The organism is Nocardioides sp. (genome assembly GCF_036401255.1).
GTDB lineage: Bacteria > Actinomycetota > Actinomycetes > Propionibacteriales > Nocardioidaceae > Nocardioides.
On record NZ_DASWVI010000334.1, the window covers coordinates 1 to 13,822 of the forward strand.

Annotated in this window: 13 protein-coding genes and 1 pseudogene; 9 read left to right on the forward strand and 5 right to left on the reverse strand. The window is 73.5% G+C overall.

Annotation, left to right across the window (positions count from 1 at the left end):
• From VGD85_RS15500 to VGD85_RS15510, 3 genes are all read left to right on the forward strand, one after another.
• Positions 1–1,559: FAD-dependent oxidoreductase (locus tag VGD85_RS15500; protein WP_331064333.1), on the forward strand; the 1,559-nt coding region annotated here is incomplete at its 5' end.
• A complete protein-coding gene (locus VGD85_RS15505; RefSeq protein WP_331064334.1) occupies positions 1,556–2,788 on the forward strand; it encodes a cyclopropane-fatty-acyl-phospholipid synthase family protein in 1,233 nt (410 codons plus the stop codon). The genes VGD85_RS15500 and VGD85_RS15505, both read left to right, overlap by 4 nt.
• On the forward strand, positions 2,785–3,567 hold the full coding sequence (locus tag VGD85_RS15510) for a DUF1295 domain-containing protein (RefSeq protein ID WP_331064335.1): 783 nt from the start codon (positions 2,785–2,787) through the stop codon (positions 3,565–3,567). Before VGD85_RS15505 ends, VGD85_RS15510 begins: the two co-directional genes overlap by 4 nt.
• Position 3,568: 1 nt before the next feature.
• Here VGD85_RS15510 and VGD85_RS15515 read toward each other — a convergent pair whose 3' ends face one another.
• Entirely contained in the window at positions 3,569–3,955 is a 387-nt protein-coding gene (locus VGD85_RS15515; protein ID WP_331064336.1) for a PLD nuclease N-terminal domain-containing protein, read from the reverse strand.
• 73 nt (positions 3,956–4,028) lie between these two features.
• Between VGD85_RS15515 and VGD85_RS15520 the strand changes: the two genes are divergently transcribed.
• From VGD85_RS15520 to VGD85_RS15535, 4 genes are all read left to right on the forward strand, one after another.
• Complete coding sequence (locus tag VGD85_RS15520) at positions 4,029–4,598, forward strand: protein-L-isoaspartate O-methyltransferase (protein ID WP_331064337.1); 570 nt, start codon at positions 4,029–4,031, stop codon at positions 4,596–4,598.
• A 140-nt stretch (positions 4,599–4,738) separates the two neighbouring features.
• Entirely contained in the window at positions 4,739–5,506 is a 768-nt protein-coding gene (locus VGD85_RS15525) for a tyrosine-protein phosphatase (RefSeq protein ID WP_331064338.1), read from the forward strand.
• Positions 5,507–5,581: 75 nt separating this feature from the next.
• Entirely contained in the window at positions 5,582–6,835 is a 1,254-nt protein-coding gene (locus VGD85_RS15530) for a hypothetical protein (protein ID WP_331064339.1), read from the forward strand.
• A 46-nt stretch (positions 6,836–6,881) separates the two neighbouring features.
• Positions 6,882–8,345, forward strand: coding sequence for an ArnT family glycosyltransferase (locus VGD85_RS15535; protein WP_331064340.1), 1,464 nt, complete (start codon positions 6,882–6,884; stop codon positions 8,343–8,345).
• A gap of 9 nt (positions 8,346–8,354) precedes the next feature.
• On the opposite strand, the gene VGD85_RS15540 is transcribed toward VGD85_RS15535, so the two are convergent.
• Positions 8,355–9,713, reverse strand: coding sequence for an FAD-binding oxidoreductase (locus VGD85_RS15540; protein WP_331064341.1), 1,359 nt, complete (start codon positions 9,711–9,713; stop codon positions 8,355–8,357).
• Between the two features lie 192 nt (positions 9,714–9,905).
• On the opposite strand from VGD85_RS15540, the gene VGD85_RS15545 reads away from it, so the two are divergent.
• On the forward strand, positions 9,906–10,673 hold the full coding sequence (locus VGD85_RS15545; protein WP_331064342.1) for a sensor histidine kinase: 768 nt from the start codon (positions 9,906–9,908) through the stop codon (positions 10,671–10,673).
• Positions 10,674–10,701: 28 nt separating this feature from the next.
• Positions 10,702–11,367, forward strand: coding sequence for a response regulator transcription factor (locus VGD85_RS15550; RefSeq protein ID WP_331064345.1), 666 nt, complete (start codon positions 10,702–10,704; stop codon positions 11,365–11,367).
• A gap of 3 nt (positions 11,368–11,370) precedes the next feature.
• Here VGD85_RS15550 and VGD85_RS15555 read toward each other — a convergent pair whose 3' ends face one another.
• The 3 genes and pseudogenes from VGD85_RS15555 to VGD85_RS15565 form a co-directional block, all read right to left on the reverse strand.
• Positions 11,371–11,850, reverse strand: coding sequence for an SRPBCC family protein (locus VGD85_RS15555; RefSeq protein WP_331064343.1), 480 nt, complete (start codon positions 11,848–11,850; stop codon positions 11,371–11,373).
• Positions 11,851–12,024: 174 nt separating this feature from the next.
• Positions 12,025–13,050 (reverse strand): YihY/virulence factor BrkB family protein, encoded by a 1,026-nt coding sequence (locus VGD85_RS15560; protein ID WP_331064344.1) that lies wholly within the window; start codon positions 13,048–13,050, stop codon positions 12,025–12,027.
• 4 nt (positions 13,051–13,054) lie between these two features.
• Positions 13,055–13,822 (reverse strand): annotated as a pseudogene (locus VGD85_RS15565) (DNA polymerase IV); the annotation flags it as partial.

Here is a 13,822-nt window from a genome sequence, read left to right on the forward strand (position 1 = left end):
CGGCGTACTTCCGCCGGCACTTCATGGAGCCGCTGGTCGCCGCCGTGTGGTCGTGCGACCCGGCGATCGCGCTGGAGTACCCGGCCCGCTACCTGTTCGCGTTCCTCTCCCACCACGGGATGCTCAGCATCTCGGGCTCCCCGCAGTGGCGGACGGTGACGGGCGGCTCGCACGAGTACGTCCGCCGGGTCGCCGCCGCGATCGACGAGGTCCGAACCGGCACCAAGGTGACCTCGGTGCTCGAGACCGCCGACGGCGTCGAGGTCACCGACGGCAACGGCGCCGTGACGACGTACGACGCGGTCGTGATCGCCACCCATCCGGGCCAAGCGCTCGCGATGCTCGCCGACCCGACGCCGGCGCACCGCGAGGTGCTCGGCGAGATCGGCTACTCCCCCAACGTCGCGCTGCTGCACACCGACACCGCGCTGCTGCCGGGCGCGGAGCAGGCGCGCGCCTCGTGGAACTTCCGCCGCCCCGTCGGGGAGCGCGGGCACGTCACGGTCACCTACGACCTCACCCGGCTGCAGCGGCTGCCCACGCGGACCCACTACCTCGTCACGCTCGGCGGCGAGGACCTCGTCGACCCGGCGTCGGTGATCGCGCGGATGGAGTACGAGCACCCGCTGTACACGCCAACGTCGGTCGCCGCCCAGCGCCGGCTGCCCGAGCTCGACAGCGACCGGATCGCGTTCGCCGGGGCCTACCACGGCTGGGGCTTCCACGAGGACGGCGCTGGCTCCGGGCTGGCGGCGGCGGAGCGCCTGGGGTTCGACTGGGACACGGTGGTTGAGGAGGTTGCGCTGCAACCGTCTCGAAACCACCACCAGGGGGACGGTGGTTTCGAGACAGGCGCTAGCGCGCCTTCCTCAACCACCGTGGGGATTTGGGACACGACGATCACCCACGTGCGGCGCCGGCCGTTCCGGCGCGCGTTCACGCATCGTTCGCACACCTGGGTGGTCGACCTCGACGACCTGCCCGACCACGGGCTGCTCGCGAGGTTCGAGGGACGCGACCACCTCGGCGACCCGGACCGGCCGATCAAGGCCAACCTGGCGGCGTTCCTCGCCCGGCACGGCGTCGAGCTCGGCAGCGGCCGGGTGCTGATGGCCGCGCACCCGCGGGCGTTCGGCCACTGCTTCAACCCGATCAGCGTGTTCTGGGTGACCCCGGAGGCCGACGAGCCCTGTGTCGTCGTCGAGGTGCACAACACCTACGGCGACCGGCACGCCTACCTCGTCCACCCCGACGAGCGGGGCCGCGCGATCACGCCCAAGCAGATGTACGTCTCGCCGTTCCACGGCACCGACGGCACCTACGACCTGCGCGTCCCGGTGCCCGGTGAGCGGCTCCAGGTCAGCGTGTCGCTGCGCACCGACGACGGGGCGCGCTTCAGCGCCGCGCTGACCGGGACCCGCTCCAGCCACGGCCCGTGGCGGGCCGCCCCCGCGGCGTTGCGGGGCGCCGCGCTGATCCGCGCCCACGGCATCGCGCTGTGGCTGCGCCGCCTGCCGGTCCGCCCGCGGCCCACACACCACCAGGAGGGAGTCCGATGACCATCGCGCCCGCCCGTTCCACGACCGCCCGCTGGCCAGGGCTGGAGGAGGTGCCGTCCGGCGTCCGCACCGCGGTCTCCGCCCGGGTCGCCCGGCGGCTGTTCGTCCGCGCCGTCGACCGCCTCGATGTCACCGTCCACGTCGGCGACGACACCTACGGCAGCGGCGGCCCGGCCGCCACCGTCCACCGGCCCGACGAGCTCTTCGCCCGGCTGGGCCGCGACGGCCTGATCGGCTTCGGCGAGGCCTACCTCACCGGTGCGTGGACGGCGGAGGACCTCACCGGGTTCCTCACCGTGCTGGCCGCGAACGTCGCCGACCTGATCCCGCGGCCGCTGCAGCGGGCCCGGTCGCTCGTCCAGCGGCGTACGCCCCGGCCGCACCGCAACACCACCCGCCAGACCCGCAGCAACATCGCCCACCACTACGACCTGTCCAACGACCTGTTCGCGGTGTTCCTCGACGAGTCGCTGAGCTACTCCTCGGCGCTGTTCGACGGCGACCTCGACGAGCCGCTGGTGCTGGCCCAGCACCGCAAGATCGACCGGCTGCTCGACCGGGCCGGGGTCGGCCCGGGCACCCGCCTGCTCGAGATCGGCACCGGCTGGGGCGAGCTCGCGATCCGCGCCGCCGCCCGCGGGGCCACCGTGCACACGGTGACGCTGTCCTCGGAGCAGCAGGCGCTGGCGCGCGAACGGGTCGCCGCCGCGGGCCTCGCCGACCGGGTGAGCATCGAGCTGTGCGACTACCGCGAGGTGCGCGGGGAGTACGACGCGATCGTGTCGGTCGAGATGATCGAGGCCGTCGGCCACGAGTACTGGCCGGCGTACTTCCGCACCCTCGACCGGCTGCTCGCGCCCGGCGGCCGGGTGGCCATCCAGGCGATCTTGATGCCGCACGACCGGATGCTGGCGACCCGCGGCAGCTACACGTGGATCAACAAGTACATCTTCCCGGGCGGGTTCCTGCCCTCGGCGCAGGTCATCGACGAGGTCACCGTGCGGCACACGTCGCTGCGGGTCACCGAACGGCTCGCGTTCGGCGCCGACTACGCCGAGACGCTGCGCCGGTGGGACGCGGCCTTCCTGGCCGCGCGCGACCGGGTCCGCGCGCTCGGGTTCGACGAGACGTTCGAGCGGATGTGGCACTTCTACCTGTGCTACTCCCGCGCCGGGTTCGCGTCGGGCTACCTCGACGTCCAGCAGCTCACGCTGGAGCGTCCGGCGTGAGCGACCTGCTGCTGGTGGCCGGCCTGTCGCTGCTGGCGGCGGCGGTGGTGATGACGGTGACGGCGTACGCCGCCGCGCGCGCCGGCCGGGTCTCCGTGGTCGACGTGGGCTGGGGTCTGGCGCTGGTCGCGGTCGCGCTGGTGTGCGCGGTGCTCGGGGGCACCTGGCACTCGTGGCTGCTCGCCGCGCTCGTCACCGCCTGGGGCGGTCGGCTCTCGACCCACATCTTCGTGAAGTCCCGCGGCCACGGGGAGGACCCCCGCTACGAGGCGATGCTCGGCGGCACGCTCGACCAGGTCGGGATGGCGCACGCGGTGCGCAAGGTGTTCGCCGTGCAGGGCGCCGCCGTCTGGCTCGTCTCCCTGCCCCTGCAGGCCGCGGCCGTCGCCGACCTGGAGTGGACCTGGCTGGTGTGGGCGGGCGCCGCGGTCTGGATCGTCGGCGTGGTCTTCGAGTCGGTCGGTGACGCCCAGCTGGCGGCGTACAAGCGCGACCCCGGCCGGGGTCCGGTGATGGACCGCGGGCTGTGGTCGTGGACGCGGCACCCGAACTACTTCGGGGACTGCTGCGTGTGGTGGGGCCTGTGGCTCGCCGGCGGCCTGGCCTCCGGCTGGGTCGCGGGCCTGGCGTCGCTGGCCGCGCCGGTCGCGATGACGATCTGGCTGGTGTGGATCACCGGTGCCCGGCTGCTGGAGAGGACGATGATGCAGCGCCCCGGCTATCCGGAGTACGCCGCCCGCACGTCGATGTTCGTGCCGCTGCCGCCGAAGCGCGGGTGAGCTACTCGCCGGCCTCCCCGTCGGCCTGGCGCTCGCGCCTGCGCTGGGCCTCGTAGGCCCGGCGCTGCGCCTCGGCGCGCTCGCGGACCTGGCGGAGGAACGCCTCGTCCTTCTCCGGGTCCACCGCGGCGGCGCGTCCGGGGCGGTCGTACTCCGGGTAGGCCGGCGTCTCCCGCTCGTAGGGCGAGCGCCTGCGCGGGGCATCGTCGGGCCGCCCGGCGACCAGCCAGGCGATCGACCCGACGAACGGGAAGAAGAGGATCAGCAGGATCCACCCGACCTTGGGCAGGTTGCGGATGCGGTCCGCCGGGGCGCCGATCGCGTCCACGAGGCAGAAGACCCACAGCGCGAACGTCGCGACACCGAGGAGCAGCTCGAGCTTGATCACGCCCGAAGTCTGGACCCCCGGCCGCCTCCGCGTCACCTGTTCGCTCCCACGAGGCGGTGGTTGACTGGGTCGCATGACGCGCGATCGGGTCGACGCGGCGTTCGCGGCGGTGCCGCGGGAGTGGTTCCTCCCCGAGCGGGAGCGGGCCCGGGCGTCGTTCGACGGGCCGATCGGCATCGGCCACGGGCAGACCAACTCCCAACCCCGCACGGTGGCCGCGATGCTGCGGCTGCTCGACGTGCGCGCCGGGGACCGGGTGCTCGACGTGGGCTCGGGGTCGGGCTGGACCACCGGCCTGCTCGCCGAGCTGACCGGCCCGACCGGCACCGTGCTCGGCCTCGAGCTCGAGCCGGACCTGGTCGCGTTCGGCCGGGCCAACCTGGCGCACGGCCGGTGGCCCTGGGCCCGGATCGAGCCGGCGACCGCCGGCCGGTACGGCGACCCCGCGGGAGCGCCGTACGACCGGATCCTGGTGTCGGCCGAGGCGGCTGCCCTCCCCTCCTCGTTGGTCGAGCAGCTCGCGCCGGCGGGCCGGATGGTGATCCCGGTGGCCGGCGAGATGCTGCTGGTCATCAAGCCCGCCGACGGCGGCGAGGTCGCGGTCACGACGCACGGGTGGTACCGGTTCGTGCCGCTGCGCTGAGTGGTGGCCCGGGTGGGGGTCGCGCACCTGACGTATCTGTCGTGCCGCCGCCCGGTTCTCGAACAGATACGTCAGGTGCGTGGCCGACCGGATCGCCGGCCGTTCACCCGCGCTCGACCCGGCACTCCTATCCTGCGGAGGTGACCGACGCCCCGTCCGAGCTGCTCCGGCTGGCCTCCGCCGACAACTTCCGCGACGTCGCCGGCACCGGGGCCGGACACCCCACCCGCGACGGCCGGCGCGTGCGGCGCGGCGTGTTCTACCGCTCCAACGAGCTCCAGCTGACCCACGAGGACGCCCGATCCCTGGCCGCGCTGGGGATCCGGGTCATCCACGACCTGCGCAGCGCGCCGGAGGTGGAGGCGCACCCCGACGTCGAGGTGGCGGGCGCGACCTGGCGGCACGTCGAGGTCTCCGGCATCCCGATGGCGATGGTCGACGGACTGCCCGACACCGCGGCCGCCGAACGGGTGATGCGGGAGGTGTACGTCGCGTTCGTCCGCTCGCCCGAGGCGCGCGCGTCGTACGCGACGCTGCTCACCGACCTCGCCACCGAGGAGCCTCCGCACCTGTTCCACTGCACGGCCGGCAAGGACCGCACCGGCTGGGCGGCGGCGCTGCTGCTCGAGATCGCCGGTGTCGACCGCGACACCATCCTCGCCGACTACCTGCTGACCAACGAGGTCTCCTCCGCGACCCGGGAGAAGTACCTCGCCCTGGTCGCCGAGCACCTCGGACCCGACAAGGTCGCGGTCTACGAGCCGACCATGGTGGTCGAGCCGGCGTACCTGGAGGCGGCGTACGACGCGGTCGGCGCCGACTACGGGTCGGTCGAGGCCTATCTGCGCGAGGGTCTGGGGCTCGGCGACGACACGCTCGACGAGCTCCGCGCCCGCCTGGTCGGCTGAACCGAATCACCGGGCGCCCAGCGGGGTACGGGACGCCTCGACCGGTCCACCCGCACCCGCTCCTCGGAGGTCATCGTGTCCACCCGTCCGTCCCCGTTCCTCCGCCGGCGTCCGGGCCGGCGCCGCACCTCCGCGCTCGCCGCCCTCGTGGCGGCGGCCGGCCTGCTGGTCGCCTGCGGCGACGGCTCCGAGGGCGGCGGCTCCGGTGACTCCGGCGGGTCGGGGACGGTCGTGCTCGACGACGACCAGGTGGAGGAGGCACTGCTGACCCTCGACAACCTGCCCGACGGCTGGGTCGAGAGCGACGACGACGATGACGACGAGGACGCCCCCGGGTGCCTCGCGAACCTCGACGACCTCGAGGGGACCGACTCGGAGTCCGACGCGAGCATCGACTTCGAGACCGACGACGAGATCGGCCTGCCGGCCCTGTCCAACGGCGTCGCCTCGTTCACGTCCGAGCGGGACGTCACCGAGGCGATGGACACCTTCCGCGGCGCGTTCGAGGACTGCAACCACATCGACTACACCGACCCCGAGGACGGCACCACGATCGTCTTGGACTTCGAGTCCGACGACGAGACGAGCAGCCCCGAGGTCGACGACCAGTTCAACCTCACGGCCACCGGGACGATCACCGCCGGCCTGGAGCTGCCGTTCGGCCTGTGGGTCTCCGTCGCCCGTGTCGACAACCACACCACGACCGTGATGATCACCGACCTCGACCTGGAGACCGCGGCGCTCCTCGACCCCTACACCGCGATCGCCGTCGACCGGTTGGTCGCGGTCGTCGACGGGGAGGAGCCGGAGGCCACGCAGGGCCCGGCGCCCGGCGCGGACGGTGCGATCGAGGGCGGCGGCGCGGACAGCGAGGAGGGCAGCTTCGAGCAGCTGCCGCTCGACGGCGGCACCTACACGTGGTCCTCGGGCGTCACCATGAAGCTGTCGATCGACCGGGTCGAGCGCTGGGGCCACCGCAGCGACTTCTGCGGAGACGGGTCCTGCGGCATCGCCGACCCCGACGACACCCGGGTCGTGCTGAAGTACGAGGTGTCCGTGCCCGACGACGCCGGCCAGCCGTTCGACGCCTCGAGCTGTCCGGGCCAGCTGTACCCGACCAGCGGCACCGACGACGACGCCCTCTCCGGGGTCTACGGCGACTTCAACAAGCCGATCGACGGCAAGATCTTCCCCGGCGCCACCAAGACCGGCTTCGACGAGTACTACGTCGAGAAGGCGTACGCCGACCAGGAGTTCTACATCGAGTCCTCCTGCGGCGACGCCGACTACTCCGGGGAGACGGCGTACTTCGTCGGCACGCTGAGCTGACCGAACTCCGCACGCGGACGGTGCTCGGAGCGCAAGACTGAGCCGCGTGGAGCGCTCGTCGTACGCCGTCCGCGAGGTCGGCGCCGTCTGCATCGAGCTGGCCGCCGGGCTGATGCTGCTCGCCCCGCACTACGGCCCGCACCGCGACGAGCTCTACTTCGTCGCGGCCGGCAAGCACCTCGCGTGGGGCTATCCCGACCAGCCGGCGTTCACGCCGCTGCTCGCCCGGCTCGCCGACCTGGTCGCGCCGTCGAGCGTCACGGTGCTGAGGATCCCCGCGGTGCTGGCGGTCGTCGGCGTCGTGCTGCTCTCGGTGCAGGCGGCGCGGCTGCTCGGCGCCGCGCGCGCGGGCCAGGTGCTGACCGCGGTGACCGTGGGCTTCTCCACGATCGTCCCCGGGCTGGGGCACCTGCTCTCGACGGCGACGTTCGACCTGCTGTTCTGGACCGCGATCCTGGTGATCGTCGCCGAGTCGCTCGTCGACGACCGGCCGCGGCTGTGGCTGCTGGCCGGCGCGGTCGCGGGCGTCGGCCTCAACAACAAGCACGCGGTGGCGTTCTGCCTGTTCGGGGTGCTGGTCGGCGTCGCCCTCGTCCGCGAGACCCGGCCGGTGCTGCGCACGGCGTGGCCGTGGCTCGGCGGGCTGCTGGCGCTGGCGATGTGGGTGCCGAACCTGGTCTGGCAGGCCCGCCACGACTGGCCGGTCTTCGCGCTGAGCGCGGACATCGCCGAGGAGTACGGCGGTCTCGGCGGCCGGATCGTCATGGTCCTCGAGGCGTTCGTGATCTTCAGCCCGCTGATCGGCGTCGTCTGGGTGCTCGGCCTGGTCCAGCTGCTGCGGCGGCCCGGCTGGGCGCGGATCCGGCCGCTCGCGATCGCGTTCCTCGCCGTGCTGCTGGCCTTCCTGGTCACCGGCGGGAAGGGCTACTACCTCGCCGGCGCGATCCCGCCGCTGATCGCCGCCGGCTGCACCCACCTGGCCGCGCGCTGGTCCACGCGACGGGTCGTCGCCACCGGAGCCGTCCTCGTCGCCTCGGCCGCCGTCGCGTACCCGGCGGTGCTGCCGATCCTCCCCGCCTCGACGTTCGGCGGCTCCTTCTATGCCGAGGCCAACGACGTCCAGCTCGAGACGATCGGCTGGGAGGAGTACACCGACCAGGTGCGGGCCGTCGTCGACTCGCTCGCCCCCGAGCAGCGACGCACGGCCGTGGTCTTCACCGGCAACTACGGCGAGGCGGGCGCGATGCGCTGGTACGACGTGGGCCTGCCGGTGTACTCCGGCCACAACGGCTACCGGGAGTGGGGCCCGCCGGCCGCGTCGGCCGCGCCCGTGATCGTCGTCGGCTGGCACGACCCGACCTCGGCGTTCGACGGCTGCTCACGGGCTGCCACGCTGCGCAACGACGCCGACGCCCCCGGCGAGGAGGCGGGGCTCCCGGTGTGGCTGTGCACCTCGGTGCGCGGGTCCTGGGCCGAGGCCTGGCCGGAGCTGTCGCACTACGACGCATGAGTGGCGGCCTCACGAGACCGCGCCCCGCCCGGCCGGCTCGATGTTGTGGTTGAGCGCGAACACGTTGTCCGGGTCGTACGCCGCCTTCACCGCGGCGAGGCGCGCGTACGTCGCGGGCGGGTACGCCGCGGCCAGGTCGGCGGGCGTCGCCGAGCCCTGGAAGTTCAGGTAGGTGCCGGTGCCGTGCACCGCGACGTCCTGCCAGGGAGCGAGCATCGGCTCGACCTCCGCGTCGGGGACGTCCGCAGGCACCATCAGCCCGCACACGACCAGCACCTCGGCGTCCCGGTGGGCGAACGCGGTGGCTTCGGCCGGCACCCGACCGAACGCCCCGCCGAGGCTGCGCACCGCCACCGCCGCGGGGCCGGGCGAGCGGTGCAACCGCGCGATCGCCTCGGCGAGGTCCGTGCTCAGCGTGGGCGCCAGGATGTTGCGCCCGACCATGCGGATGCCCGGCGGGTGGTGGGCGTCCTCGAGCACGTCGGCGTACCTGCGCTCCGCGACGCTCGCCTCCACGACCGTGCCGAGCTCGAGCAGCGGCTCGATCGCCGCGTCGGCCTCGGAGACCGGGGCGCCGGGCTCGCCGGCGTAGCAGAGCAGCACCATCGCCGCGGGCGGCGAGCCCGGCAGCTCGGGCATCAACACCAACGTGCTGGAGAGCTCCTCGGGGGCGCGGCGCATCGCGTAGCGCCAGCGCAGCAGCAGGTCGACCGGGTCCTCGAGCAGGTAGGCCACCCGGCCGACGTGCACGTTGCCGACCTGCTGGGCGACGAAGTCGAAGTCCACGACCACGCCGAAGTTGCCGCCGCCCCCGCGCAGCGCCCAGAACAGGTCGGGGTGCTCCGTCGCCGAGGCCGTGACCAGGCGACCGTCGGCGGACACCACCCGCGCGCCGACCAGGTTGTCGATCGCCAGGCCGTGCCGGCGGACCATCCAGCCGATGCCCCCGCCGAGGGTCAGTCCGCCGACGCCGACGCTGGTCGTGTCGCCCGCGGTCAGGCCCCAGTCGTGCGGGTCGAGCGCCGCGGCGACCGCACCCCACTGCGCGCCGCCCCCGACGCGCACCAGGCGCCGGTCGGCGTCGAGGACCTCGACGGCGTCCATCCGGGCGAGGTCGATCACGACGCCGCCGGTGTTGGTGCCGTGGCCGAGCACGCTGTGGCCACCGGAGCGCACCGACACCGGCATCTCGTGGCGTACGCCGTACGCGACCGCCGCCGCGACCTCATCCGGGCTGCGCGGGCGCGCCACCAGGGCCGGGCGCCCGGTCGCGCCGAACACCCGGGCCGCGTCGTCGTACTCCTCGTCCCCGGGGCGCAGGACCTCGGCCCCCTGGTCGATCTGCAGGTCGATCTCGTGCAGGCTCATCGCTGTCTCCTCGTGTCTCGTCGGGGCACCGATCGTGCTGGTCCGGCGGGGGTGGGTGCGTCGCCCGAGGGGCGTCTCTTCGCCGTACTCGCCCCCGAGGGCCGCCGGCCGCGCCCTACCGCTCGCGGAGTAGCCCGCGGCTACTCCCGCCGGGCGACGCGCAGACCCGGGCGGCGGCCCTACCCTCGGTGCATGCGCACCGATCGGGGCTGGCGGAGGTTCTACGGCGTCGGCTGGCTGCTGTCCGCGGCGGCCGGCGTCGCCGCGTTCGCGCAGTGGCACGCCTACGTGCGCGAGGTCGAGAGCCGCGCCGAGGAGGCCGAGCGGACCCGCGACGAGGTCGCGCGCCGGCGCGCGGTCGAGGAGCGGCTGCGGATCGCCCGCGAGCTGCACGACTCGCTCACCCACAGCATCTCGGTGATCAAGGTGCAGGCCGGGGTCGCGGCCCACCTGGCCCGCAAGAACGGCGAGGAGCCGTCGGCCGCGCTGCTCGCGATCCAGGAGGCGAGCAGCGACGCGGTCCGCGAGCTGCGCTCGACCCTGGAGGTGCTGCGCCGCGACGACGACCTGCCCGGCAACGGGCTCGACCGGCTGCCGGCCCTGGTCGAGCGGGCCAGCTCGTCGGGGCTGCCGACCACGCTGGCCGTTCGCGGGGCCGAGCGGGCGCTGCCCGCGGAGGTGGACCAGGCGGCGTACCGAGTCGTCCAGGAGGCCCTCACCAACGCCACCCGCCACGCGGTCGACGCGACGGCCACGGTGGAGATCACCTACCACCCCACGTCGCTGATCGTGCGCGTCGACGACGACGGCGTCGGGTCGCGGCAGCCGCCGGTGCCCGGCTACGGGCTGATCGGGATGCGGGAACGGGTGACCGCGCTCGGCGGGCGGCTGAGCGCGGAGCCCGGGCCCGCGCGGGGGTTCTCCGTGGTGGCCGAGCTGCCGGTGGCCGCCGGTGACTAGCCCCGCCACCTCCCCCGCGGGCGAGGCACTGATCCGGGTCGTGCTGGTCGACGACCAGGCCCTGATCCGCAGCGGCATCCGCGCGCTGCTCGACGCCGAGGACCATATCGAGGTCGTCGCCGAGGGCAGCACCGGCCGCGAGGGCGTGGCGCTCGCGGCCGAGCACGCGCCCGACATCGTGCTCATGGACGTCCAGATGCCGGAGATGGACGGCATCGAGGCCACCCGGCGGATCGTGGCCGACGAGCGGCTGGCCGGCGTACGCGTCGTGATGCTGACGAACTACGGCCTCGACGAGTACGTCTTCAACGCGCTGCGCGCCGGGGCGTCGGGGTTCCTGGTCAAGGACACCGAGCCGGCCGACCTGCTCCAGGCGCTGCGGGTCACGATGCGCGGCGACGCGCTGCTCTCCCCGGCGGTCACCCGGCGGCTGATCAGCGAGTTCGTCGCGCGGCCCGCCGACGTGCTGCCGGCCGCCGACCTGGACCTGCTCACCAACCGCGAGCGCGAGGTCGTCGCGCTGGTCGCGCACGGGCTGAGCAACGAGGAGATCGCCGAACGCATGGTGCTCAGCCCGATGACCGCCAAGACCCACGTGAGCCGGGCGATGACCAAGCTCGGCGCCCGCGACCGCGCCCAGCTGGTGGTGTTCGCCTACCAGTCCGGGCTGGTCGCGCCGCGCACCGCGGGGTGAGGGTCAGCCGCGCGTCACCAGCCGCTCGAGGTTGTCGAGCTCGTTGGTCCGCCCGGCGACGATGCGGTCGGTCCAGTCCCGGTCGTGCAGCGGCTCGCACTCCATGACGACCTCGGTGCCGGTCGCCGTGGCCTCGAGGGTCACGACCGTCAGGTGGTCGTAGGGATCGACGCCGGGCACGAAGTCGATCGTCGAGAGGTAGGCCAGCCGGTGCGGCCGGCCCACCTCGGTGAACTCCTTGTGCGAGCGGGTCGACAGGGGCATCCCGGCCTGCTCCATGAACGCGACCTGCTCGGGGCCGACCGCGGTCATCGTGTAGTCCAGCGCGCCACCCGGGCGCAGGTCGAGCTCCTCGACCGTCGTCCGGAAGCCGTCGGGTGCCCACCATGCGCCGATGCCCTCGGGCGTGGTCCACAGCTCCCAGACCCGCTCGGGCGGGACGGGCAGGCTGCGGCGCAGGGTGATGGTGTCGGGGTGGTTCATGGTGAGGGTGCTCCTGATCTGCTGGTGGGGGTGTGGTCACAGCAGGGACGGAGCCGGGCGCGGGTTCTCGACATCGACGCTCATCCCCCGTCGAGTGACGTGAACTGGCTGGGATCTCGGCCCGGATCCAGCCACTTCACGTCACTCGACGGGTCGGGGCGGTGACCACCGGCGCTACCCCGCGGGCCGGTCCGTCGACCCGTCCGGATCCACGACCGGCATCGCGACCGTCGGCCCGTCGAAGGTGACCTCCACGTTCTGGAAGCTCTTGTGGCGCTGGGACATCACGTAGTCGGCGTACGCCCGCTTGTCGGCCTCGGTCAGGTCGACCTTGTCGGTGAACGGGGTGAGCAGCGCGCGCGGCCACAGGTGGTGGGAGAGCACCACGTTGACCTCGATGCCGATCACGCCCATGACCGCTGCGATGAACAGGATCCCGATCAGGCCGAGGACCAGCCCGAACGTCTTGTTCATCTGGCTGGTCTCGGCGAGCACGTTCGTGACGTAGAGCGTGCCGAGGTACTGCAGCGACTGCCAGAGCACGGCCACGGTGAACGCCCCGGGCAGGGCCGCGCGGAAGTCGTGGCTGCGCGCGACGCCGAACTGGAACAGCACCGCGAGGACCGTGGTGATCACCAGGATGCTGCCGATCACGATCGGCCAGCGATAGCTGGCGATCGTGCCGCCGAGCACCTCGGTGCTGCTGGCCAGGGCGGAGAGGATCGAGATCACGAGCAGGGCGACGCCGGCGGTGAGCAGCAGGCCGAGGCTCTTGAGCCGGAGCAGGATCGGGTTGGGCCGGCGGTTGCGCGGCACCGACCAGGCGATGTTGAGCGCGTTCTGGAGCGCCTGGCCCAGGCCGAGCGAGCCGTAGAGCGCGACCAGGGCACCCACGACGACACCGGCGGTCGAGCCCTGCAGGCCCTCCGGCTGGCCGAGCTGGTCGCCGATGATCGGGAACTGGCTGAGCGCGGAGTCCAGGAGATCGGACTCCAGCCCCGGGTTGCCCTGCAGGATGAAGCCGAGGATCGACGTACCGAGCAGCAGCAGCGGGAAGATCGCGATGAACGCGTAGTAGGTGATGATCGCGGCCAGGTAGTTGCCCTGATCGTCGGAGTACTTGTAGATCACGGCCAGGGGCACGGCGATCGGCGGGAAGCGACGCTGCCCGCGGTCGACGGCGTCCAGTGCCCTGCCCACGCGCTCACGGTACCCGTGGGGGCGGTCCCGGATCGGGCAACGTCGGCATCTCGAGGCCGGTACGCCGGCCGACCAGCACCGCCCGAGTCACCGACGCGGACCCGAACCGGTCACGCACCCGGTCGAGCGCCGCGTCGAGACCGTGCTCGTGCACGTGGTCGGGGAACAGCGGCAGCTCCAGCTGCTCGGACCGGCCGTCGACCAGCCCCGAGATCGTCACGCCGAGCAGTGTGCAGCCGCGCTCCTCGATCAGGGGCCAGCTGGCCGCGAGCAGCCGCCGCCCGGTCTCCAGCCAGGTGGCGGTGGTCGCGGTCGAGTGCGCCAGCGTCGCCGAGCGGGTCGCTCGGGTGAAGTCGTCGAACCGCAGCCGCAGCGTGAACGTCTGCCCGATCCGCTCGCCCGCGCGCAGCCGGCGGGCCACCCGGTCGACCAGGCCGGCCAGCAGCGCCTCGAGGTCGCCGCGCGACTTGGGTCGGCCCGGGCGGCCGATCGCGCACTGCGAGCCGATCGAGCGGCGCCGCCGGCCGACCTCGACCGGGCGCGGGTCGAGCAGGTTCGCCAGCGCCCACAGGTGCCGGCCGGCGGCCCGGCCGACGGTCGCGGTCAGCTCGACCTCCTCGCGGGCCGCGAGCTCGCCGATGCTGCGGATGCCCTCGGCGTGCAGCTTGGCCGCGGTGACGGCGCCGACGCCCCAGAGCCGCTCGATCGGGAGCGGGTGGAGGAACGCCTCCTCGCCGTCCGGCGGCACGGTGAGCAGCCCGTCGGGCTTGGA

What these genes read in the sequence shown, in the direction of transcription:
- VGD85_RS15505 (WP_331064334.1), top strand. Translation starts at nt 1,556, where the DNA reads ATGACCATCGCGCCCGCCCGTTCCACGACCGCCCGCTGGCCAGGGCTG.
- VGD85_RS15555 (WP_331064343.1), bottom strand. Translation starts at nt 11,850, where the DNA reads ATGAACCACCCCGACACCATCACCCTGCGCCGCAGCCTGCCCGTCCCG.
- VGD85_RS15545 (WP_331064342.1), top strand. Translation starts at nt 9,906, where the DNA reads ATGCGCACCGATCGGGGCTGGCGGAGGTTCTACGGCGTCGGCTGGCTG.
- VGD85_RS15520 (WP_331064337.1), top strand. Translation starts at nt 4,029, where the DNA reads ATGACGCGCGATCGGGTCGACGCGGCGTTCGCGGCGGTGCCGCGGGAG.
- VGD85_RS15540 (WP_331064341.1), bottom strand. Translation starts at nt 9,713, where the DNA reads ATGAGCCTGCACGAGATCGACCTGCAGATCGACCAGGGGGCCGAGGTC.